This is a genomic window from Halomonas profundus (assembly GCF_020865425.1).
Lineage (GTDB): Bacteria > Pseudomonadota > Gammaproteobacteria > Pseudomonadales > Halomonadaceae > Vreelandella > Vreelandella titanicae.
The window spans coordinates 4,432,244-4,453,673 of sequence record NZ_CP086344.1 but is presented as its reverse complement, the minus strand read 5'-3'; the positions used below and the strand labels follow the sequence as shown (position 1 = coordinate 4,453,673).

20 protein-coding genes are annotated in these 21,430 nt (G+C 56.1%); 11 read left to right on the top strand and 9 right to left on the bottom strand.

What is annotated here, in order from left to right; all coding sequences use genetic code 11:
* The first annotated feature begins 36 nt into the window (after positions 1-36).
* Both LMS44_RS20280 and LMS44_RS20275 read left to right on the top strand, forming a co-directional pair.
* On the top strand, positions 37-1,197 hold the full coding sequence (locus tag LMS44_RS20280; protein WP_498946278.1) for an efflux RND transporter periplasmic adaptor subunit: 1,161 nt from the start codon (positions 37-39) through the stop codon (positions 1,195-1,197).
* Complete coding sequence (locus LMS44_RS20275; RefSeq protein ID WP_498946276.1) at positions 1,184-4,291, top strand: efflux RND transporter permease subunit; 3,108 nt, start codon at positions 1,184-1,186, stop codon at positions 4,289-4,291. Before LMS44_RS20280 ends, LMS44_RS20275 begins: the two co-directional genes overlap by 14 nt.
* A 129-nt stretch (positions 4,292-4,420) precedes the next feature.
* Here LMS44_RS20275 and LMS44_RS20270 read toward each other — a convergent pair whose 3' ends face one another.
* Positions 4,421-5,182, bottom strand: coding sequence for an SDR family NAD(P)-dependent oxidoreductase (locus LMS44_RS20270; protein WP_022521639.1), 762 nt, complete (start codon positions 5,180-5,182; stop codon positions 4,421-4,423).
* Positions 5,183-5,429: 247 nt separating this feature from the next.
* On the opposite strand from LMS44_RS20270, the gene LMS44_RS20265 reads away from it, so the two are divergent.
* Positions 5,430-6,776, top strand: a complete 1,347-nt coding sequence (locus LMS44_RS20265; protein WP_476488591.1) for an aspartate aminotransferase family protein — start codon at positions 5,430-5,432, stop codon at positions 6,774-6,776.
* A 50-nt stretch (positions 6,777-6,826) separates the two neighbouring features.
* On the opposite strand, the gene pdxR is transcribed toward LMS44_RS20265, so the two are convergent.
* Positions 6,827-8,314 (bottom strand): MocR-like pyridoxine biosynthesis transcription factor PdxR, encoded by a 1,488-nt coding sequence (pdxR, locus tag LMS44_RS20260; protein WP_476488590.1) that lies wholly within the window; start codon positions 8,312-8,314, stop codon positions 6,827-6,829.
* 300 nt (positions 8,315-8,614) lie between these two features.
* Here pdxR and LMS44_RS20255 point away from each other — a divergent pair, with 300 nt between their 5' ends.
* The 4 genes from LMS44_RS20255 to LMS44_RS20240 all read left to right on the top strand — a co-directional run bounded on the left by LMS44_RS20255 (position 8,615) and on the right by LMS44_RS20240 (position 11,627).
* Complete coding sequence (locus LMS44_RS20255; protein ID WP_009285958.1) at positions 8,615-9,472, top strand: transporter substrate-binding domain-containing protein; 858 nt, start codon at positions 8,615-8,617, stop codon at positions 9,470-9,472.
* A gap of 65 nt (positions 9,473-9,537) precedes the next feature.
* Positions 9,538-10,179 (top strand): amino acid ABC transporter permease, encoded by a 642-nt coding sequence (locus tag LMS44_RS20250; protein ID WP_022521643.1) that lies wholly within the window; start codon positions 9,538-9,540, stop codon positions 10,177-10,179.
* Between the two features lie 22 nt (positions 10,180-10,201).
* The gene (locus tag LMS44_RS20245; protein ID WP_022521644.1) at positions 10,202-10,867 is read left to right on the top strand and encodes an amino acid ABC transporter permease; all 666 of its coding nucleotides are present in this window, start codon (positions 10,202-10,204) and stop codon (positions 10,865-10,867) included.
* Entirely contained in the window at positions 10,860-11,627 is a 768-nt protein-coding gene (locus LMS44_RS20240) for an amino acid ABC transporter ATP-binding protein (protein WP_190374506.1), read from the top strand. The genes LMS44_RS20245 and LMS44_RS20240 overlap by 8 nt, the downstream gene beginning before the upstream one ends.
* Positions 11,628-11,656: 29 nt before the next feature.
* On the opposite strand, the gene LMS44_RS20235 is transcribed toward LMS44_RS20240, so the two are convergent.
* The 6 genes from LMS44_RS20235 to LMS44_RS20210 form a co-directional block, all read right to left on the bottom strand.
* Positions 11,657-12,418 (bottom strand): M15 family metallopeptidase, encoded by a 762-nt coding sequence (locus LMS44_RS20235; protein ID WP_233975062.1) that lies wholly within the window; start codon positions 12,416-12,418, stop codon positions 11,657-11,659.
* Positions 12,419-12,467: 49 nt separating this feature from the next.
* Positions 12,468-13,742, bottom strand: coding sequence for a TRAP transporter large permease (locus tag LMS44_RS20230; protein WP_039857366.1), 1,275 nt, complete (start codon positions 13,740-13,742; stop codon positions 12,468-12,470).
* Positions 13,739-14,230 carry a TRAP transporter small permease gene (locus LMS44_RS20225; RefSeq protein WP_498946272.1) on the bottom strand — a complete coding sequence of 164 codons (492 nt, stop codon included), beginning with the start codon at positions 14,228-14,230 and terminating at the stop codon, positions 13,739-13,741. Before LMS44_RS20225 ends, LMS44_RS20230 begins: the two co-directional genes overlap by 4 nt.
* 112 nt (positions 14,231-14,342) lie before the next feature.
* The gene (locus LMS44_RS20220; protein WP_498946270.1) at positions 14,343-15,377 is read right to left on the bottom strand and encodes a TRAP transporter substrate-binding protein; all 1,035 of its coding nucleotides are present in this window, start codon (positions 15,375-15,377) and stop codon (positions 14,343-14,345) included.
* Positions 15,378-15,503: 126 nt separating this feature from the next.
* A complete protein-coding gene (locus LMS44_RS20215; RefSeq protein ID WP_498946267.1) occupies positions 15,504-16,430 on the bottom strand; it encodes a LysR family transcriptional regulator in 927 nt (308 codons plus the stop codon).
* A 178-nt stretch (positions 16,431-16,608) separates the two neighbouring features.
* Positions 16,609-18,282: an acyl-CoA dehydrogenase family protein gene (locus tag LMS44_RS20210; RefSeq protein WP_498946265.1), complete on the bottom strand. Its 1,674-nt coding sequence runs from the start codon at positions 18,280-18,282 to the stop codon at positions 16,609-16,611.
* 244 nt (positions 18,283-18,526) lie between these two features.
* Between LMS44_RS20210 and LMS44_RS20205 the strand changes: the two genes are divergently transcribed.
* From LMS44_RS20205 to LMS44_RS20195, 3 genes are all read left to right on the top strand, one after another.
* Entirely contained in the window at positions 18,527-18,820 is a 294-nt protein-coding gene (locus LMS44_RS20205) for a hypothetical protein (protein ID WP_498947307.1), read from the top strand.
* Positions 18,821-18,841: 21 nt separating this feature from the next.
* Positions 18,842-19,138, top strand: coding sequence for a YciI family protein (locus tag LMS44_RS20200; protein WP_022521652.1), 297 nt, complete (start codon positions 18,842-18,844; stop codon positions 19,136-19,138).
* A 203-nt stretch (positions 19,139-19,341) separates the two neighbouring features.
* Positions 19,342-19,869 carry an HPP family protein gene (locus tag LMS44_RS20195; RefSeq protein ID WP_133731449.1) on the top strand — a complete coding sequence of 176 codons (528 nt, stop codon included), beginning with the start codon at positions 19,342-19,344 and terminating at the stop codon, positions 19,867-19,869.
* A 2-nt stretch (positions 19,870-19,871) separates the two neighbouring features.
* On the opposite strand, the gene LMS44_RS20190 is transcribed toward LMS44_RS20195, so the two are convergent.
* A complete protein-coding gene (locus LMS44_RS20190) occupies positions 19,872-20,444 on the bottom strand; it encodes a gamma-glutamylcyclotransferase (RefSeq protein ID WP_009285951.1) in 573 nt (190 codons plus the stop codon).
* A gap of 130 nt (positions 20,445-20,574) precedes the next feature.
* Between LMS44_RS20190 and LMS44_RS20185 the strand changes: the two genes are divergently transcribed.
* A complete protein-coding gene (locus LMS44_RS20185) occupies positions 20,575-21,429 on the top strand; it encodes a sirohydrochlorin chelatase (RefSeq protein ID WP_342584076.1) in 855 nt (284 codons plus the stop codon).
* The last annotated feature ends 1 nt before the right edge of the window (position 21,430 follow it).

Below are 21,430 nucleotides of genomic sequence, written 5' to 3'. Positions count from 1 at the left end.
CGGTATCGTTCAAGAATAAACCATTTCGAGGCCAACATGGGCACTCCTCTAAAAACTTCCTGGAACCACCGGTTTCGCGGCACGCTGGCGGCGCTGTTGATGGTAGGTGGCACACTGGCGACGGTGTTTTCTCTCTCCAGTCAGCACAGCAGTGCTCAGCAGACCCGCCAGCAAGGCGCTGATAACGCCCTGTTACAGGTGTCGACCAAGGCCCTGGAGCAAGCCGAACAACTGCAGCGCGATGTGCGCTTAACCGGTCGTGTGGTGTCGCGCCAGTCGGTATCGCTGGCGTTCGAACCCGCGGGGCGGGTCAGTGCTGTGTCAGCAGACAGAGGCGATGCGGTTGCACAGGGGGATGTGCTTGCCACGCTGGATACCCGTCGATTGGAAAGCCGCTTAGCGGAGGTAGCTGCACGCAGTGAAGAAGCCCGTGCCAGCCTCGCCCTGGCTCAGCGCCAGGAGGAGCGTGAAGCGCAGCTAAACCAGAATAACTTTGCCAGCCGCACGGCGCTGGATCAGGCCCGGACAGATCGACTGACCCTCCAGGCTCGCCTGGCGGCGCTGGCAGCCGAGCGCGATAGCCTTACCGCCGATTTGGATGACAGCACGTTAAAAGCGCCCTTCGGCGGACGAGTGATCGAGCGCCATGTCAGTGTCGGCAGCTTGGTGAGTAGCGGCACTACCGCTTTCGATCTTATCGATGTCGAGCAGTTAGAAGCGCATCTTGGCCTACCCGCAGCGCTGGCCGCGACGTTTACGCCAGGTGAAGCCGTTGAGCTGATGGTGAATGGTGAGGAAGTCAGCGGTAAGGTACGTGCTCGGCTCCCCCAGGTTGATAGCGACAGTCGCACCCAGACGCTGGTGGTATCGCTGGAAACCCCAGACCATGCCGTGCCCGGCGATCTGGCAGAGCTGCGCTACAAGATCACAGAGCCCGCAAACGGATACTGGGTGCCGTTGGATTCCCTGCAAGCCTCCGACCGTGGCCTGTGGAACGTATTGGTGGCCGAGCCGTTAGAGAACGATCACTACCGTGTGGCCCAGGCCAGCGTGGAGCTATTGCATAGCGAAGGAGACCAGGCCTTTGTACGCGGCACGCTGGCGTCGGGCATGCGGCTGATTACCGGTGGCACCCACCGTGTAACGCCAGGTCAGCAGGTCACGCTAAGCGAGGAAGTGGCCTATGAAGCGCCTTGAGTGGTTATTTAACCGTCGACTGTTAGCGCTAGCCCTGGGCCTTCTCGTTGTCGCCGGACTGTCGGCCATTCAAACGCTGCCACGCGCGGAAGACCCCCATTTGGTGGCGCGCATGGCCACCGTGCTTGCGCCTTTTCCTGGCGCCACCCCCGAGCAGGTCGAAGCTTTAGTGGCGCGTCCCATTGAGGATGAGCTACGCACCATCGCTGAGATTAACGTGCTGGAATCCACCTCACGCCAGGGCATTGCGGTGATTAGCCTTGAGCTTGAGGATGCCGTGACCAATGTAACGCCGGTGTGGAGCCGCGTGCGCGACAAGCTGGCCGATGTCGCCCCTACACTGCCTGACGGCGTGCAAACGCCGGAACTGCTGGATGATCGGGGCTACGCATTTAGCATCGTGGCCGCATTGCGCTGGACACTGGATACCCCGCCCAATCCCCAACTGATGGAGCGCTACGCCGAGCGTTTGGAAGCAGCGTTTAGAAACGTCCCTGGCACGGAGTATACCCACCGCTTTGGCGTGGCGGGGGAGCAGGTAGAGGTGAGGGTTAACCCGCTTGAACTGAACGCCTTGGGGCTCTCCGTCGGGCAATTAGCGGCCACTATTGAGGCAAGCGATGGACGACGTACCGCAGGTGAAGTGGTCACCGACGGCCACCGGCTGACGGTGGGGCTAAGCGGTGAGTTTGATGCGCTCGATAGGCTACGCGAGATAGAAGTGACGACTCGGCAGGGGCACACCGTAAGACTTGGCGAGTTGGCTGAGCTACGCCGGGGCGTGCAAGACCCGCCCGCCGCAGTGGCACTGCTTAACGGCGAACGAGCGGTGTATGTCGGCGCACGTATGGCTCCCGGCCAGCGAATCGATAACTGGGTGGAAAAAGCACAAGAGCAGTTGGCGGTGTTCGCCGATGAATTGCCTGTCGGCATCGCGGTTGAAGAGGTTTTCGAACAGGCCAGTTACACCAACCAGCGCTTAAGTGACGTGGCTGGCAGCCTGCTGATGGGGCTAGCGCTGGTGGTGGCGATCCTGTTCATCACTATGGGCTGGCGCTCGGCGGTGACGGTGGGGTTGGCGATCCCCGCCACGGCTCTGCTCACCCTGGCGTTCTTCAAGCCGCTGGGTATCGATATTCACCAGATGAGCATTACCGGCATTATCGTGGCGCTGGGGCTAATGGTCGACAATGCCATTGTGATGACCAACGCCCTGCGCGAGCGCTTTTTGAAAGGCGATTCAGCGCTTGCCGCTACCCGGGACACATTGCGCCACTTAGCGGTGCCGCTGCTGGCCAGCACCTTAACCACCATATTGGCGTTTATGCCGATTGTGTTGATGCCGGGCCCAGCGGGGGAGTTCGTGGGGCCCCTGGCCATGGCGGTGATGGTCGCACTGGTAAGTTCTTATCTGGTTTCGCTGCTGCTGGTGCCTGCGCTGTCACCCATGCTGTTAGCCAGGGTCGCTGATAAACCTCCAACGCCTCGCAATAACGGCGTCAGTGGGATGCTCAAGCGCGGCTTCCGCCGTACGGTACGCAGCGCGCTGCGTCACCCCTGGGCCGCCATGATCATCACCCTGTGTGTGCCCGTGGGTGGCATGGCGTTGATGCCCACGCTGGATGTGGCGTTTTTTCCTCCCGCAGACCGCGACCAGTTTCACATTGAGGTGCGCCTGCCCCCCGCCAGCAGTATGGCCAACACCGAAGCACTGGCCCATGAAGTCGATGCCATGATTCGTGAGTTGCCGGGCATCACCCGCGTCTCGGCGTTTGTCGGTGAAAGCGCGCCAATGATGTACTACAACGTGCTTACCAATGAGGATAACAACCCGGCATTTTTGCACCTGATTGTGGACACAGCGTCTTTACAAATCACTAATGAACGAGTGCCCGCCTTACAGCAGGCGCTTGATCGGCGTTTCCCTCAGGCCCAAAGCGTAGTGCGCAAGTATGAGCAGGGGCCGCCGTTTAAAGCCCCGATTGAGCTACGTGTCTATGGTGATGATCTAGCGGTGCTGTCATCGCTGGGACTTGAGCTAGCGGGTCTGATGCACCAACTGCCTCAGGTGACCCATGTGCGCGCTGGCATGCAGCGTGATTTGCCCAGGTTAACCCTGGATATCGACCACACCGCACTGAGTGATGCGGGTCTAACGCCGCAGCGGCTAGCGGAACAAGTGGGGGCCGCGCTCTCGGGGCAATCGGCAGGCATGCTGCTGGAGGATACGCAGCAACTGCCTGTGCGGGTGCGCTACGCCGATGAGTGGCGCACTAACGCAGAACAGCTGGCGGCGCTGCGCCTGGTCAGCGATCAAGTAGCTGAGGGACTGCCACTGGCGGCGGTGGCAGAGGTGTCACTCACGCCTGCCTGGAGCGTGATTACCCGCCGTAACGCTGAACGGATGCAGTTGGTACAAGGGTACCTGGTGGCCGACGCTCTTCCGGCGGTCTCCATGGCTCAGTTGGATGCCAAGCTTCAGGCAGCGTTGGCGTCGGGGGCGTTTCAATTGCCCCCTGGTTACCGAATCGAAACCGGTGGTGAAGCCGCCGAGCGAGATGACGCCGTGGGCAAGTTGCTTGCCTCGGTGGTGTTGCTGGTCATAGCCATGGTGGCCACCGTGGTATTGGCATTTAACTCCTTTCGGCGGGCCGCCATCGTATTTATTGCCGGCGCCCAGGCGATGGGTATGGGTATTGTGGCGCTGCTACTAAGCGGGCATGCGTTTGGGTTTGTGATTATCGTCGGCATCATGGGGCTGGTGGGAGTAGCGATTAATGCCACTATTATCATTATTGCTGCCTTTGATGACGATGAAGCCGCCCGCCGAGGCGATATCGATGCCATGCTGGCGGTGATCAGTGGCCCCACCAGCCGGCATATCGTTTCGACCACGGTCACTACCTTTGCAGGCTTAATTCCGTTGATGTTGGCTACCGGCGGGCTATGGCCACCATTCGCGCAAACCGTTGGTTTTGGACTGCTCTTAGCGACGCTAGTGTCGTTTTTCTTTACCCCTGCCCTTTATCGGCTGTGGGTATCGAGATCTGTTGACGTTGAGTCTCATGACTGCACGACTATTTTACAAGGATGAGTAAAATAGAATGTATCAACAATCGGTCAAAAGCGTAATGAAGCGAGTGGATAACGCCCTTTATCTAGTCAAAGAGCAAGGGCGGTATCGCGTTTCAACGGGTGGCCTATTAAAATCGGCGCAGCAGGCTTAAGCCGGGTCGCGATCAACCGCAAACGCTGACCATGCCTGACGAACGGTCATAATTTCCAAGCGATTGATGTTGATATGGGCGGGCAGCGTGGCCAAGTAGTAAAGCTGCTCGGCGATATCCTCTGCTTGAAGTGGCGTCGTACCCCGGTAAAGTGCATCCGAAGCGGCCTGGTCGCCTTTAGTTCTGACCAGCGTAAACTCGGTTTCTGCCATGCCGGGCGCCAGGTCAGTGACTCGCACGCCAGTACCTAACAGATCGCAGCGTAGGTTGTAGCTGAACTGCTGAACAAAGGCTTTCGACGCGCCATACACATGCCCGCCAGGATAAGGCCACTGACCCGCCACCGAGCCGAGATTGAGAATACTCGCGCCTTTACCGGTTTTCAGCAGCAGCGGCAGCGCCGCGTGTGTCACATTGACCAACCCCGTGATATTGGTGTCGATCATGGTGTGCCAATCCTCCAGCGCCACCTTTTGCGCCGGTTCCGGTGCCAGGGCTAACCCCGCATTATTGATTAAACACGTCAGCGGCAGAAACGTTTCCGGTAAGTTGCTAATGGCATCAGTCACCGCATCACTATCGCGGACATCCAGCGCCAGTGTTAGCACGGGCACCTGCTTGGAAAGCTCCTCCTCAAGTGCTTTGAGGCGCTCTACGCGTCGCCCGGTTAAAATCAATGACCAGCCCGCTTTGGCAAAGCGCTGGGCAGCCGCTTTACCAAACCCTGACGTCGCTCCGGTAATAAGTACGCTAGGCATTGCAATTTCTCCACGTTATTCAAGCTATTTAAAGGCAAATAATTAAAGGCGATGGGCGCGTTCTTACATCACTGTAAGCAACGCTGGTTCAAGCCTTTAGGGCCAGTTCGTGCCTGTTACTGTGACATCGCTGTTTTCCAATGCGTCTGTCCCTTTGGCACGTAAAGACTGGCCCTACAGCCTAAACGGTTGACTCACTAGGCTGGCAAGCACGCTATTTCTTAACGGATTACTTAAGGTGCTTGCTATGAATACCAATATTGCCGCTTCACATCCACCCGAAAGCGGTGTGGATAATACTTATGTACACACCTTAGATCGCCAGTATGTGTTCCACTCCTGGGCACAGCAAGGCAGTTTAGACCCCATGGTGATTGCAGGGGCTGAAGGGTGTCGCGTATGGGACTATGTGGGGCGCTCGTATCTGGATTTTAGTAGCCAGTTAGTCAATACCAATATCGGCCATCAGCACCCCAAAGTGGTGAGCGCGATTCAAGCCCAGGCCGCGAGCCTGTGTACCATTGCCCCCGCCCATGCCAACTTGGCTAGGGGCGAAGCGGCCAAGCGCATTATCGCCAAAGCGCCCGCTGGGTTTAGTAAGGTGTTTTTCACCAATGCGGGCGCGGATGCCAATGAAAATGCCATTCGTATGGCGCGTCTTTATACCGGGCGAAGCAAAATACTATCCGCCTACCGCTCCTATCACGGCAACACCGGTTCAGCGATTGCTGCCACCGGTGATTGGCGGCGGGTGCCCAATGAGTATGCCAGCGGCCATGTGCACTTCTTCAACCCTTACCTTTATCGCAGTGAGTTTTGGGCGCGCAATGAAGAGGAGGAGCGTGAGCGGGCGTTGCAACACCTGCGCCGGGTAATTGAGTGCGAAGGTGCTAATGCGGTCGCGGCCATCCTGCTGGAAACCATTCCCGGTACGGCTGGCGTACTGTTACCTCCGAAGGCGTATCTTCAGGGCGTTAGAAAACTCGCCGATGAGTTCGGTATTGTACTGATTCTAGATGAAGTGATGGCTGGCTTTGGTCGCACAGGGCGCTGGTTCGCTTTTGAACATTACGACATGGCGCCGGACTTAATCGTCTTCGCCAAAGGGGTGAACTCGGGCTATGTGCCTGCCGGGGGCGTGATTATCTCTGAATCCATCTCACGCTATTTCGATGACCACTTCTTTGTCGGCGGTCTGACGTATTCCGGCCACCCGCTGGCAATGGCGGCGATAGTCGCGACCCTGGATGCGATGGAAGCAGAGGGCGTGGTTAAAAACGCTGACGCGGTGGGTAATGGCCCGTTAGCCGCAGGGTTGCAACAGCTTGCCGAGCGATACGCCATCATTGGAGATTGGCGGGGCGTTGGAGTGTTTCACGCTTTAGAGCTCGTCAGCGACCCGGTTTACAAAACACCACTGCCAGGGGCGGAAGTGTTGCAACTCAAGCAGCAATTAATGGAAAACGGACTGCTGGTCTTTACCGTTGAGAACCGCATCCATGTGGTTCCGCCGTGTATCGTAACGGCCGCTGAAGTAGAGGAGGGTTTAGCCATCTTGGATCGCGTGTTGAAAAACTGTACGGCATCACGCTAGATTGGTTTTTAAATGCCCGTTTTAAGTGCCCGTTGTTAAAGTACCCGTTCTCAAGTGCTTAGAGCGTTATCGTAGGCGAGGCCCAGGCGCTGTATGCCTGGGTCGATACGCTCCCTCTCGATGGCGCCAAACCCTAGCCGGAAAAAGCGCCGCGGCGGGGCGGCATCGAAGAAGTGCTGGAAGCCGGGTTCAATGAGCACACCCCGCTGGGCGGCATGCCAGGCTAGCCGCTGAGTGTCGATGCCCGCATCCGCTTCCATCCAGAAGGCGCTGGAACGACTGCTGCTGTGGCTGAGGCAGCCGGGCAATGCCTGATCAATAGCGAGCCGCATCGTGTCGCGCCGCCGGTCGATCTCCTCCACATGCAGTTTGAGGTAGCGCTCGTAATAGCCTTGAGAAATAAACTGTGCCAGCTGGTGCTGTAACGCGGCGGGTGGGTGACGGTACATCATACGGCGCAGCGCTCGCAGCTCGTCGATCACCTCGGCATCGGCCACGACATAACCCATGCGCAGACCAGGCGAGAGCGCCTTGGATAAGCTGCCCATGTAGATAATTCGGGCGCTCTGCGCGCTGGCTTTGAGGGCTGGCAGTGCGAACTGGTCGCCATGAATCTCGGCGTCGTAGTCATCCTCAATCACGATTTGGTCGTGATGGGGTAGCTGGGCCAGTAGAGCTTCGCGCCTCTCGCGGCTCATGGTCACACCTGTGGGCACCTGATGACTGGGCATGACGTACAGATAGTCACACTGCTGAGACCCCTCAAGACGCATGCCTTCCGTATCCACGGTTTGCAACTGCAGGCAGGCACCGCGCTGGGCAAACACATTCATTGCTTCGCGGTAACCGGGAGATTCTAGCGCCACGCGAGTGCCCCGATGGCAGAGCAGTTGCGCGATCAGATAGAGTGCATTTTGCGTTCCCATGGTGATCAGAATCTCTTCTGAGCGAGCAAAAATTCCCCGGCGCGGCAAAATACGTTTGCGCAATTGCTCAATCAGGAGCGGGTCGTCCTGGTCAATACGATCGCGCAGCCAGGGTTTATCGCGTTGCGAACTCAATAAGCGCCGAGAAACATCTCGCCACTGGGCTAACGGAAAAAGTCGCGTATCTAACTGGCCGTAAATAAACGGGTAGGCATATTCCGACCAATTACCGGGTTTGAGAATGCCTTGGTAGTTAGTAGGGCGCTGAGTAATGCGTTTGTGCCAGTTTGGTGCGCTTACGGCGTCGTTACAGGGGTCGGTTAACGCTGTTAGTGATGAACTAAGCGTTGATTGAGGGTCGCTATAATCAGGGTGTAAATAGTAGCCGCTACGAGGGCGACTTATTAAATAGCCATCCTCGACCAGCTTTTCGTAAACAATCGCCACCGTATTACGCGAAATACCCAACTGCTGCGAAAGTTTGCGGCAGGAGGGGAGCGCGTCCTCGCTGGGTAAACTGCCCATACGAATCGCTTCCAGCAGCGTTTTGCGTAGTTGTTCTTGCAGGCAGGCGCCAGCGTTAGGGTCGACCTCAAGACACAGTGATGTCATGCACATCTCCTCTTTAAAACCCTGGCCGTCTATCCCATTCACTCAAGCATCTCTCCTTAAACAAAGCATCTTTCGTGCCAGCTCTGTTGTTGGCAGTGGCTATCGGTAACTGTCCTTTTAATTTGCGCTAACTGGCTCTAATCGCAGAGAGGATAAAAATCTAGGGTGAAGTCAGCTTCTGCATATCGCCCAACTGTTTGCAGACCCACTGCAAACGCAAAGGCGAGCGATGTTTTGACTGCTTTTTCTAAAACCTATTTTTTAAAAGCGTATTTTTGAAAACCTAGGGGATATCAGACGATGAAAAAAATAGCTGCCTTAGCCTCCGCAATAAGCATCGGCGCGCTTGCTTTAAGTGCGTCACTGACCGTTTCCGCTGCGGATTTAGATGAAATAGAGAGCCGTGGCTATATGAGCGTGGCCACCGAAGATAACTACGCGCCGTTTAACTTTATGAGTGGCAGCGACCCCGATGGCTTTATCAAAGATATATTGATTGAACTGGAGGAGTACGCTGACTTCGAGATCCGCCAGGATATTTTGCCTTGGACGGGGCTTTTGGCCTCGGTTTCATCGGGCCAATACGACATGGCACTTACCGGCGCGTCGGTGACCGACGAACGCCTGCGGGTGTTTAACTACGCGCCGCCGTTTGCATCGGCACAGCACTTTTACATTAAGCGGGCAGGTGATGACCGTATCAACAGCATTGAAGACTTAAGTGGTATGACGCTGGGTGTTCAGGCGGGCAGTGCACTGCTATCGCGCCTGCCAGAGTTGGAGGTCATGCTGGAAGAGAGTGGTGGCGAGCTGGGCGACGTAATGCAGTATGAGGCCTATCCAGAAATCTACGCTGACCTGGCCAACGGTCGTGTCGATTACGTGATTAACTCCATCGTGCCGGTTAATGACCTGATCAGTGAACGCCCTGACGTATTTGAAGCCGGTCAAGCGGTCTCCGGTCCTGGCTATGTTGCCTGGCCGATGCCTAAAGACAGCCCACAACTGCTGGCCTATATCACCGACTTTATGAGCCACCTGCGTGATTCTGGCCGCCTGGCCGAGCTGCAGGAAAAGTGGTTTGGCGAGTCCTTTGATGACCTGCCGACAACCCCTATCACCTCAGTGGAAGAGTTCCACGAAATGGCCGGTATGTAAGCCATCACATTCGCCTGCCGCCCAGCCTGGGCGGCGGTTTTCTTATCGCGAATTAGGGGGTGAGCATGGACAGTAGCGCATGGGGGCTTCTCATCCAGGGCGCCTGGACAACGCTTTGGATATCCGGCATCTCCATTGCCATCGGTGTGGTAATGGGGCTTTTGATTGCATTGCTTAGGGTGGCCAAAATTCCCGTTTTGCATCAATTGCTAGGCGTCTACATTAGCTTGGCGCGGGCAACGCCGCTGGTGACGCTGGTGCTGTTTATCTTCTTAACCGCGCCGACCATGGGCGTTAACCTCAACCGCAATGTGGCCGGTATTATCGCGTTAACCCTCAATACCACTGCTTTTAACGCTGAAATCTGGCGCTCTGCCTTTAACAACTTCTCCAAAGAGCAGCGTGAAGCGGCCCTGGCCATCGGTATGACACCGTGGGTCTATTTCCGCCGTATTATGCTGCCACAAATCACCATTACCAGCCTGCCGGGCTTGGTGAATGAAATGTCATTTCTGATTAAAGGCAGCCCCGCTATTGCGGTCATCGGCGTCGTCGACCTGACCCGTGTGACCAACCGTATTTCGGCGGTGACCTACGACCCACTGCCACCCATTTTAGCGGCTGCGGCGCTGTATATGCTGATTATCAGTCTGTTGGTGTGGTTTCAACGTGTGGCTGAGCGTAAAGCCAGCCGGCTGGCCGTTTAAGGTGGTCGTTTAGGGAGTCTCTATGAGCAACTGGGAAATTCTTTGGTCATCTTACGATGTGTTTTTAAGTGGTTTTTATAACACCTTAAAGCTATTTGGTTTATCCGCTGTCTTGGCTTTTTTAATGGGCAGCGCCATGGTGTTTTTATTGGAGGGTTCCCGCCCACGGTTAAAGGTTCCGCTGCGGATTTTTATCGATGGCATGCGTATGCTGCCATTTTTGATCCTGGCCTACCTGCTCTATTACGGCTTACCTAGTGCAGGCATCCGCATGAGTGCCTGGACGGCCGGGATTATCGCCCTGGTGATCTACCATGGCGCATACTTCGCGGAGATTCTGCGCGGCTGCCGCGCTACCTTCGCCCAAGGGCAGGTAGAGGCAGCAATCGCCCAAGGGTTCTCGCAGCCCCAAATGTTTATGCGCATTATCTTGCCGCAGCTGATTTTGAAAACCCGCGGCTTATTGGGTAATCAGTTGATTATCCTACTCAAAGACACCGCCTTTCTGGTGATCATCACCGTGCGCGAACTCACCGCGGCGGCGAGCAGCCTGTCGAGCACCTACTTCATTCCCATGGAAGCGTTCATCGTGGTGATCGGCTTCTACTGGCTGATCAGTATTGGTTTAGAACTATTTATCAAAATGATTGGCCGTTTTGGCGCCAAGCGAGGATTCGAAAATGCCTGAGACCGCCGCTGTTAGTATTCGTAACCTTTCCAAAAGCTTCGATGGCATTGAGGTGCTGCGGGATGTATCGCTGGAAGTTCAGCCCGGCGAAGTGGTGAGTATTTTGGGCTCATCGGGTTCGGGTAAATCTACCCTGCTGCGCTGCATTAACTGGCTTGAGCAACCCGACCGGGGCGACATCCGTATTGCCGGTGATCGTATCGGCGTGAGTGACACTGGAAAACCCATGTCGCGCCGTGAGCTGGCAGGCATGCGCGCGCGCTTGGGCATGGTGTTCCAGGGCTTTAACCTCTGGCCTCACCTGAGTGTGCTGCGTAATGTCACCGAGGCGCCAATTCATGTTCAGGGGCTAAGCAAAGCCGAGGCTGACGAGCGAGCCATGGCGCTGCTCGAAAAAGTCGGCATGGCCGACAAGCGTGAACAATATCCCTACACACTCTCTGGTGGTCAGAAACAGCGGGTAGCGATTGCGCGGGCACTCGCCATGCAGCCTAAGGTGATGCTGTTCGATGAGCCCACTTCAGCCCTCGACCCCGAGCTGGTGGGGGAAGTGCTTGGGGTGATCAAAGACCTCTCCAAAGAAGGCTACACCATGGTGCTGGTGACCCACGAAATGGAGTTTGCCCGGGCAGTCTCCGATCAAGTGGTCTTTCTCGACAAAGGCATCATCATTGAAAAATCCCACCCCAGCGAGTTCTTTGAGAACCCTAAAACCGACCGAGTACGGCGCTTTCTGGAACTTGAAGCGCCTGCGGTGTGAGCACACTGAATCTGGCGCTGGCTAGATCATTACCCCAACTGCCTGCGCCAGCGGCTCTCTATGGTATCCAGCTCTGCCGGGCCGTACTGTGCATGATCATGCGGCCCGTAGTAGGCCCATAATTGATCGCCATAATCGAAGTGCCACCACTCGCTGGGCAGGTTGGTGAAGCCTTGTTGTTGCAGGGTGTGATAGAGCAGGCGGCGGTTATCCCGCGCCTTATGTTGCTGCGGGGTAAGCATTTCCAGCTTTTCGAAATAGTCGCTATGGGAGGCGGGAAGCGCCTCGTCAAACAGGGTGCCCATATCCAGTGGCAGGCCATCGGCATCACAAAGCGTGACATCGACGGCGCCGCCGGTGAGGTGCGGGCTGGGGGCTAAAGGGTCGCGACTGGGTACCGATACGAACTCTCTTGTACGCTCCAATAGCTCCGCGTCGCTGAGGTCTGGATGGTGGTGGTGGATGGCTTCATGCAGGGTATCAAACAAGTACTGCTGCACCCGCCATGGCCGCCAGCCATCCAGTACGATCAACCCGATGCCCTCGGGTAAGCTACGTGCCGCAGCGAGTAGCGCCCGATAAACCCCCTCACGAACGAAACACTCCGGCACCGCACCCGGAATACCCAGCCGAGCATAGGCGGGGAACACGCTGACCGGTGCCGGGGCGAGGCTCATCGGTACCAAGCGCTCGCCGTTATCTTCAATAGGCGCGCGGCGCAGCTGTTCCCAGCAGGGAGCTGAATGGCTGGGTATAGGCGGCAAGGCCTTCAATAGTGTGCTCAAAGGCATTATGTTATCCAAGCAGAGTGTTATCCAAGCTGGTTATTAAAACTAGTTGTCAAAACTGAGTAGGCAGCCACAGCGTCAGCGATGGAAAAAGGATTAATAGAATAAGCACCGCAATCGCCGTCAGCACAAAGGGCCAAATGGTTCTAAATAGCGACACTATCTCAAGCCGACTAACCGCGGCGGCCACGAACACACAGGCGCCCAGCGGCGGCGTGATTAAGGCAATGGTAATGTTTAGCGTGATAATGACGCCCAGATGGATGGGGTCGATACCTGCCATCATAGCCACCGGCGCAAAGATAGGCGTCAGTAGCATCAATGCCGACACCTCCTCCATAAACATGCCCGTGATGAAGGTGATCGCACTAAGCAGCAATAAAATAACCACGCTATTGTCCACGTAGGGTGATAGCAGGGATACAAACTGCGCAGGTACTTGCGCATAGGAGAGCAGCCAGCTAATCGTCGCCGAGGCCGCCATGATGAGAAAAATCGCCGAGGTTAAGCGTGCCGTATCAAGGATGGCTTGCCAGCACTCTTTAAAGCGTAACCCTCCCAGCACAAAGCCACATAAGGCCACATACAGCGCTGTCAACGCGCCCGATTCTGTAGGCGTCACAAAGCCCAGCACGATGCCAGCAACAATAATAAAGGGAGCGATAAGCGCGGGCAGAGCGGCCGCGAAGGCTATGCCAAGTTGGCCGATTGAGGGCAACTGGCCACTTTTGGGTAATCGGTGGCGCCAGGCATACCAGGCGTTCATGCCCATAAAGGCAACCCCCAGCAGCAGACCTGGTACTACGCCCGCCAGAAATAGATCGCCTACTGAGGTGTTGGTCAGTGAGGCGTAGAGGATCATAAAGATACTGGGTGGAATAATCGGGCCGATCAGCGAGCTACCGGCGGTCAACCCAGCGGCAAAAGCCCTTGAGTAGCCCTCCTTCTCCATGGCAGGTACTAACAGCGACCCCAGTGCCGAGGTATCCGCCACCGCTGAGCCATTGACGCCTGCGAAGAACACGCTCGACACCACGTTGACGTGGCCCATACCGCCCCGCAAGTGCCCCACTATCAGGCGGGCGAACCCCATCAGGCGCTCGGTTAAGCCGCTGACGTTCATCAGGTTGCCAGCGAAGATGAATAACGGAATAGCCATCAAGGAGAACACATTGATACCGCCAAAGAATTGCTGGGGCAGCATACGTGGAATCATTGAGGGGTCGACAAACAGAAAGCCTACTATCGCCGTGGTCAGCAGTGCGATGAACAGAGGAAGCCCAAGCAAAACGTGGCCGAGGAAAACCGCCAACATAGTCACAATCATAAGGTGTCCTCGACAGTTTTAAGTGGCGCGGGGCCATAGAGAAGCGCATGCCAAGCCAGTAATAAAAAGCCAACGGGTAGCGAGAGGAGGGGCACCGTGCGGCTAATGCCAAGCCCTGAGGTGGTAAACATGCTGACCGAGAGTGCATAGCGATAGCTGACCCAGGCACCCCCCGCTGCAATCAGCAGGGTGAGCAGCCACTGGTACACGTTCAGCAAACGCGCGAGAGGGGGTGGCAGTAGCTTCTCCAACAGACCAACGCGCATGTGACCCCCTTCCGACCAGACGGTGCCAGCCGCGAGCATCACGGTGGCGATAATCAAAAATCGCGATATCTCATCTGTCCAAATAGGGGCACCACCGGCGATGTAGCGGGCAAACACCCCATACAATATGGCCGCAACATTGAGGGATAGCAGCGCGCCCGCCAGGGTTAGGGACACCGGGCGGCTGATCGCCAGTAGACGGGATCGAAACGTATTAAACATGGCAGCCTTCCAGGAAGCACAGAAACGTTAAGCACTAGAACATGCAGTACTGGAATATTAAGTACTGGAAATAGGGGGCCGGTAAGGTACCAGCCCCTGTTGTTAACAGCCGTTAGTCGAGCAGTTCGCTCATGCCTGCATCTTCCAGCGCCATATCGATCCAGCGTTGCTCGATATCACGTTCTTCGAGCCACTCAAGATAGGCGGGCTGGCCAATGTCGCGGAAAGCGGTGAGCTCCTCTTCAGAAGGGCGAATCACTTCCATACCTTGCTCTTCCAGGTAGGCGATACGTGCCTCGACCTGTTCCTCGTTGTGCTCACGGGCATTGTGATTAGCTTCGGCGACGGCCTCCATAAAGGTGCTGCGAAGCTCATCGTCCCAACCTGCGATCATGTCGCTATTGCCCACCAGGAACTGATCGGAGTATTGGATATTGGCTAGGGTCAGGTAATCCTGCACTTCGTAGAGGCTGCCCAGGATGATATACATCGGCGGGTTCATCTGGCCGTCGGCCACTCCTGTACGCAGTCCCATGTAGGTCTCTGTCCAGGGAATGGGAGTGCCGGAGGCGCCGAAGGATTCATAGAGGGCTACCTGGCTGGGATCCATGGCCCGGAAACGCAGCCCTTCGAAGTCGTCCGGGTGGCTGATAGGCCGTTCATTGTTGGTGAATGCCAGGAAGCCCCCCTCTTCGACGACCGCCAGCATATCGATACCGGCACGCTCCTGCAGAGCACTGCTGACTTCCTGCCAATACTCTCCTTCATCGAAGAAGCTACGTGCTGCCGCAAAGTCGTCGAACAGAAACGGAATAGCGCTGACGAAGATCTCATCAACGAGAGGAGAGACGCCTGCAAATGACGCCACGTTGAGCATGGGCGTATTCATGGTTTGTTCCATGCGCTCCTCTTCATCACCCAGCATGCTATTCGGGTAGAGCTCAAGCTGTATCTCACCGTCAGTTTTTTCGTCTACCAACGTTTTAAGGTTCTCTGCAAAGACGTGGACAGCATTCTTTTCGGGATCTGGGGCACCGTTGTAACTCAGATTAATGGTGGTGGCTGCAAGAGTGTTTCCTGCCATCATGGCAGAGCCAATCAGGCAAGCCGAGATGAGTCGTTTGGGTAAAAAGTGCTGAGTAAACATCGTAAGTCTCCTGGTTTATTGTCGTGAGCTATGAGGCGCTAAGGGCGCGTTATTGGATTTATAAGGAGTGCTTACTAGAAGACTATGTATTGAGGTGTTGACTATGCAATACCTAAACTGTGGCTTTTATTGCAACAGTCGTGGTGCATCGGCGGAGAAAAAGCGCATGCCTTTGTGCAAATGATCGATGCAAGTGATTGAGGCGACCGGGAGTTCCTGCCCTTTCAGGCTAACAATTTGTGCCCGCGTACCGTTCATCACCGGGTACTGCATGGGTAGTGTGAAGATCTCACCGCGCTCAATCTCATCCGCTACGGTGAGTTCGGGCATAAACGTAACGCCGATGCCTGAGCGGACGAAATTCTTTAGCACCGAAACAGAGTTGGTATGCAGGCGTGCTTCAAGATGAATGCGCTCCTGGTGGGCCACCATATTGACCATTTGCCGCATACCAAAAGGATTGTCCATTAACGCCAGGGGCCACTCCTTTAAGTCATGCAGCGTTACCGGGCGGTTAAGATCACTTAGTGGGTGATTGGGGGGCACAATAACATCGAGCGGCTGGCGTGTTTCCACGTGGCAGAAAAGTTGCGGGTCTACCGGCGGTGCATAAAGTAGCGCTATATCCACTTCACGATCTTTGAGTAACGACATCGCTTCGTTGACACCCGCCATGCGAATTTCGACATTGATACCTGAAAACGCTGACATAAAAGTGCCTAGCGGTGCGGCGATCAGGTCAGCGATAAACCCTTCTCCCACGGCAATGCGAACTTCCCCTTTCGCTAGACTTTGAAGTGCCATTAGCTGGGAGAGCACCGCTTCTTCTGAAGCCCGCTGGGCATGAAAATGGTGCACCAGTAGCTGGCCCGCTGCGGTTGCGCGCATCCCTCTTCCGTGCCGCTCGCATAGCTGGGTATCCAGCTCTTCTTCTAGTGCTTTTAGTTGGCGGCTAACGGCAGAAGCATCGACATTCAGGTGGGCCGCGGCGCGCCTGAGCGAGCCGCGGCGAATCACTTCATTGAGGTAGGTTAATGCACGCTGGTTAAGCATAAAACACGCCTGTAGTGGAGTGTTTTATATCTTACCCGCTATCACATTATTGCTGGCTCTTAATGTAAATAGTTTTTTAATGTGATTAGTTTTACGCGATCGGTTTTAGCCTGGAAGACGGCCATAGTCGTGAACGCTTATTCCACGGGGCTTATTCCAAGGACTCACTCCAAGGGTGTTATTCCACGGGCCGGGCACGCTGGATGATTGCCGCGCAATCCAGCCCGGTGGGTAGCGTGCCTGTATTGAGGCCACTGCGGTCGGCAAGGCGACCAGCGCAGAATGCATCGGCCACATAAGCGGGGGCGTGCTGAACCAGCAGGGCGCCCTGTAACGCTAGGGCCATGCCGTCCGCCAACTGGCGGGCGCGGTACTGGAGCGTTTGAGTATCCTGCATCTGCCGCTGTAATTGGTGGATAAAACGGTCAAGATGCCCATTGGTGCCCTGTGAAAGGCCGAGTTCGGCGAAGTAGGCGTCGAGTACTTCGGGCTGCTTTTCAATCGCGCGCAGGATATCCAGGCACTGAACATTACCGCTGCCTTCCCAGATGGCGTTAACTGGGGATTCGCGGAACAGACGTGCCGTTATGTGGGTCTCCATGACGCCGCTTCCACCAATCACCTCCATTGCCTCGTATGCGTGGTGGGGCGTGCGTTTACATATCCAGTACTTGCCCACAGGGGTGGCGATTCGCGAAAGCAGGCGCTCATGCTCGTTGTCCTGATGATCCATGGCGCGGGCCATACGCAGCATTAAGGTGGTGGCGGCTTCGCTCTCAATGGCCAAGTCAGCGAGCACATTTTGCATCAGCGGCTGCTCGCTGAGCCGCTTCCCAAAGGCATGCCGATGAGAGGCGTGGTGAATGGCCTGGGCGGTGGCTTGGCGCATTCCGGCAGCTGAACCAATCATGCAGTCGTAGCGGGTCATGGCGACCATCTCGATGATGGTGCGCACGCCGCGGCCTTCATCGCCCACCATCCAGGCAAAGGCGCCCCGCAGCTCGGTCTCGCTGGAAGCATTCGATACGTTGCCCATTTTACGTTTTAGCTGCTGTATATGAAGCGGGTTCTTACTGCCGTCGGGCCGCCAGCGTGGCAGCAAGAAACAGCTCAAGCCACTGGGCGCCTGGGCGAGTACCAGAAATGCATCGCACATTGGCGCGGAGACAAACCATTTATGCCCCACCAGCTCAAAAGCTTCCCCCGGCCCGCCTTGATCAATCGGGTAGGCGCGGGTGGTGTTCAAACGCACATCGGAGCCGCCCTGCTTTTCGGTCATTGCCATGCCCAGAGTGAGGCCCTGTTTCTCGAAATAGGGGACGTTGCGCGGGTCGTAATGTGGGGCGGTGATTTTATCGCCCCAGCTCTCAAGCAGGCTGGGTTGATGGCGCAGTGCGGGCAGGGCTGCAAAGGTCATGGTAATCGGACAGCCGTGGCCCGCTTCTACCTGGGCCTGTAAAAAGTAGTTGGCGGCCCGATAAACATGCGCACCGGGCCGAGGGGTTCGCCAGGGGCTAGCATGCAAGCCGTGCTCTATCGCCGTTTGCATAAGCTGATGATAGGCGGGATGAAACTCGATCAAATCGACCCGATGGCCTTGCTGGTCGTGGGTCACTAACTGGGGGGAGTAACGGTTGGCCTCAACCCCCAAGGCAATCGCCTCAGCAGAGCCCGCCCACTGGCCAAACGTCTTGAGTGGGGCATCGTCGTCAGACCCGCTTTCACGGTTAACGCCTTCCTGAAGAACGCGATCAGCTGTGTAGCTATTGTAGCTTTCCAGCGGTGGCGGCTGGTTTTCTACCTGGTGAGTGCTAGCTTGGAGTTGATCGGCCAGGGGGTAATGATGGTTCATGGCAGGCACCTAGCGCGTAACGACGATAAGGGTGATTGTTTAAACGAACGTTTTACGGCTCATATATTTTGGAGCGTTTATGAGAGCATAGTTGCTGGACGGAGTAGTTGCTGGACGGAAAAGTCGCTAAAAACGGAAGGCGAAGAGGGGGAGGGATGGATCCTGCTTTGCTCAGTCAGCGTATTTAACCGACAATGCCGCTTATCCTTCTCAGTCACGGGTACTATCGATGCAAGCAAACGCGATGCAGACAAACGGCTTTTTTGACGAAATTGGCGAAACTATCGGTGAAGCCATCCGCGTGGTGGTGGAGTTTCTGCTGGGCATTTTCACCAACTTCTTCGGTGCGTTCGGCGATTTCATCAATGGCCTGACGCGCTCGCTGGGCATCAATGACTCGTTTTTCAGCATTGCCGTCTTAGTGATCGGGCTGCTGATCCTGTGGGGCGGTTTGCGCGCGTTTCTGCGTGGCTCGCTAATCGGCGGTATTGTACGTACCGTATTGGGGCTGTTTATTCTTTCGTGGTTGATGATGTAGACACACTGAGAGGAGGAGTAGATGAAGCAGTTTGCGTTGATCGCCTATGATTACACCGATGAGGGGGCCTTAAACCGCCGCCTGGCTTGTCGCGAGCTGCACCTGGAAGGACTGCGTAATCTCTATCGGTCGGGTAATTTCGTAAGTGGTGGGGTAGTGCTGAACGATGAAGGTAAAATGATCGGTTCAAATGCACATTTCAGATTTGCTACTCGAGAAGATTTAGAGGCTTGGCTGGCGCAAGAGCCTTATATGACTGAGCGTGTCTGGGAGCAGGTCGATATACGCGAAGTTAAGCTGTTTGATCCCTCTATATAGTATGACGAACGAGCTCGGGTATTGTTTATAAAAAATGTCATAAAATAATGCCCCCGTTTCTCTCCTTGGTTAACACCCCATACACTGATGATGAGCAATCGCGTTGCCCTTGAGTCAGTTTCATCAGGGGCATGATAGATTGTCATTTGCTTATTTGGTGCATTTTGGCATCATTTGCACTCATTTTGTGCAAAGCGAGTGTAATGAAAACTTATCTTGGCAAGATGCGGGGGCAGCCAGTCAAGCGTGCCTGGGTAGGCTGGCAGGATGCTTTTTGGTCATGGGTCGGGGCCTTTACCGGTATGGCGGTCATTTGCTGGTTAAGCTCGGCGTGGCTGTCACAACAACTGCTCATCGTAGGCTCCTTCGGCGCAACCTCGGTGCTCATCTACGCAGCACCTGAAAGCCCTTTTGCCCAGCCCAGCCATGTACTCTTTGGCAGCGTGCTCTCCGCGGGTATTGGCGTTGCTTGCTACCAACTGCTGGGAGCGACCCCCCTCTCAATGGCTCTGGCCGTATCACTGTCGGTGCTGGGTATGCAGCTAACCCATACGGTTCACCCACCAGGAGCCGCGGCGGCTCTGATTGCGGTAGGCGGGGGTGCCAGCGTTCATCAACTGGGGTGGTGGTATCCTCTTTTGCCAATCGGAGCGGGCAGTATAGTGATGCTGGTAATCGCCATATTGGTCAATAACCTTGCCCGTCACCGCCGTTATCCGCGCTACTGGTAATGTTAAAATTGGCTCAGCTGTTGTTCCAGAGCAAAGATATGGGCATCTTTGGCGCCTAGTTCCCGCAGCGCCACGGCGAGGTTGACCAAGTAGTCGCGGTTGGGGCCGCTGGGCCCATGGGCGTTGGCAATTTGCTGGGCGATCTCATCAAGCGGCGCGTCGCCCAAAAAGGCCGGATTGTCATCGCTGGCCAGATAAATAAGCCCTTCGCTCTGTTCGGTTCCGTTGCCTTTCTCGTCCATAAACGTCAGCGGTACTTTTTCCCGCAAATAGCCGTTCTTCTCCCGCACATCCAACGGCGCGAGCACTTCCGGGGCAATGCGGTAGGCCATGCCGTGGCAAATCGAATCTTTGGCGCGGATCAGCGTTGCCACCCGCCCAGGCGCTTCAGGCGTGCCGCGGTGATCATGGGAGCCCTGCCAAAATCGCCGCTCCCAGCCGTGTATATACGCCGGGCGGCGCTCCAGGTAGGCAAAGTCAGCCTTCCAAATCAGTGAGCCGTAGCCGAATAGCCATATCGCCGCATGGCCTTCGAAGAAGTTTCTTTGCTGGTTAAGTGCAGTGGTATCAAGCATCGGTATCAGGCAGCGTTTTTAAGGCACATTTTTCAAGTAACATGGGGGCCAACGACGGTGTAAAACCACCATCTTAACATGTCACGGTTGATCACCCACACGATTGCCAAGACCACGACTGGAGGCAGCCATGCGCGCGATTTTTCTGGTGGATAACGGCTCGCTACGAGCGCAGGCAACGCTGAATTTACGCCGCGTGGCGGCTTCGCTTAGCGGGCTTGTAGGCGAAACCGTGCAGGCGGCCTCGCTGCTGCACTCCAATAAGATTCCTGCGGATGAGGTGGGAGGTATTCCCGCCACTACCCTTGGCCCCGCCGCTGAACGCTGTGCCGAACAGGGGGCAACGGAGATTATCGTGCTACCGTTCTTTTTTGGCCCCAGCAAAGCGCTGACGGGTTATCTGCCCGAACGCATGGCCACGCTGCAGGAGCGCTTTCCCCACGTTAAGGTGCGGGTAGCCCAGCCCTTAGTGGATGAGTTCGGCGATAACGACCTGCGTTTAGCCCATCTGCTGGCCGATAACGTGCGCGACAAGCTTCGCCCAGGTACTAAACCGCATGTGGCGCTGGTGGATCACGGCAGCCCGATTCCTGAGGTTACCGCCGTACGCAACCGCCTGGCGGGGCAGCTTAGCGTGCTGCTAGCCGATGACGTAGCGTGTGTTGCCGCTGCCTCCATGGAGCGGCGCGAGGGCGATGAGTACCGCTTTAATGAGCCACTGCTGGAAAACTTGCTGGCGCTACCCGAGTTTAAGATAGGCTCGGTGATCCTGGCGATGCTGTTTCTTTCGCCGGGGCGCCACGCCGGGGAGGGCGGCGATATTGCCGAGATTTGTGCAGCGGCTGAACAGCAGTATCCAGGGCTTTCCGTTACCACGACGAAGCTGGTGGGGGAGCATCAAGGGATCGTTGATATATTGCACTCGCGGCTGCGCCAAGCGCTTGATGATGAACGCTTTCTACTCGATATCCCGGCAAGCGCCTGAC

What these genes read in the sequence shown, in the direction of transcription:
- LMS44_RS20280 (WP_498946278.1), top strand. Translation starts at nt 37, where the DNA reads ATGGGCACTCCTCTAAAAACTTCCTGGAACCACCGGTTTCGCGGCACG.
- LMS44_RS20220 (WP_498946270.1), bottom strand. Translation starts at nt 15,377, where the DNA reads ATGTTTACTCAGCACTTTTTACCCAAACGACTCATCTCGGCTTGCCTG.
- LMS44_RS20230 (WP_039857366.1), bottom strand. Translation starts at nt 13,742, where the DNA reads ATGATTGTGACTATGTTGGCGGTTTTCCTCGGCCACGTTTTGCTTGGG.
- LMS44_RS20235 (WP_233975062.1), bottom strand. Translation starts at nt 12,418, where the DNA reads ATGCCTTTGAGCACACTATTGAAGGCCTTGCCGCCTATACCCAGCCAT.
- LMS44_RS20185 (WP_342584076.1), top strand. Translation starts at nt 20,575, where the DNA reads ATGCGCGCGATTTTTCTGGTGGATAACGGCTCGCTACGAGCGCAGGCA.
- LMS44_RS20240 (WP_190374506.1), top strand. Translation starts at nt 10,860, where the DNA reads ATGCCTGAGACCGCCGCTGTTAGTATTCGTAACCTTTCCAAAAGCTTC.
- LMS44_RS20225 (WP_498946272.1), bottom strand. Translation starts at nt 14,230, where the DNA reads ATGTTTAATACGTTTCGATCCCGTCTACTGGCGATCAGCCGCCCGGTG.
- LMS44_RS20205 (WP_498947307.1), top strand. Translation starts at nt 18,527, where the DNA reads ATGCAGACAAACGGCTTTTTTGACGAAATTGGCGAAACTATCGGTGAA.
- LMS44_RS20195 (WP_133731449.1), top strand. Translation starts at nt 19,342, where the DNA reads ATGAAAACTTATCTTGGCAAGATGCGGGGGCAGCCAGTCAAGCGTGCC.
- LMS44_RS20250 (WP_022521643.1), top strand. Translation starts at nt 9,538, where the DNA reads ATGGACAGTAGCGCATGGGGGCTTCTCATCCAGGGCGCCTGGACAACG.
- LMS44_RS20255 (WP_009285958.1), top strand. Translation starts at nt 8,615, where the DNA reads ATGAAAAAAATAGCTGCCTTAGCCTCCGCAATAAGCATCGGCGCGCTT.
- pdxR (WP_476488590.1), bottom strand. Translation starts at nt 8,314, where the DNA reads ATGACATCACTGTGTCTTGAGGTCGACCCTAACGCTGGCGCCTGCCTG.
- LMS44_RS20210 (WP_498946265.1), bottom strand. Translation starts at nt 18,282, where the DNA reads ATGAACCATCATTACCCCCTGGCCGATCAACTCCAAGCTAGCACTCAC.
- LMS44_RS20265 (WP_476488591.1), top strand. Translation starts at nt 5,430, where the DNA reads ATGAATACCAATATTGCCGCTTCACATCCACCCGAAAGCGGTGTGGAT.
- LMS44_RS20215 (WP_498946267.1), bottom strand. Translation starts at nt 16,430, where the DNA reads ATGCTTAACCAGCGTGCATTAACCTACCTCAATGAAGTGATTCGCCGC.
- LMS44_RS20190 (WP_009285951.1), bottom strand. Translation starts at nt 20,444, where the DNA reads ATGCTTGATACCACTGCACTTAACCAGCAAAGAAACTTCTTCGAAGGC.
- LMS44_RS20270 (WP_022521639.1), bottom strand. Translation starts at nt 5,182, where the DNA reads ATGCCTAGCGTACTTATTACCGGAGCGACGTCAGGGTTTGGTAAAGCG.
- LMS44_RS20245 (WP_022521644.1), top strand. Translation starts at nt 10,202, where the DNA reads ATGAGCAACTGGGAAATTCTTTGGTCATCTTACGATGTGTTTTTAAGT.
- LMS44_RS20275 (WP_498946276.1), top strand. Translation starts at nt 1,184, where the DNA reads ATGAAGCGCCTTGAGTGGTTATTTAACCGTCGACTGTTAGCGCTAGCC.
- LMS44_RS20200 (WP_022521652.1), top strand. Translation starts at nt 18,842, where the DNA reads ATGAAGCAGTTTGCGTTGATCGCCTATGATTACACCGATGAGGGGGCC.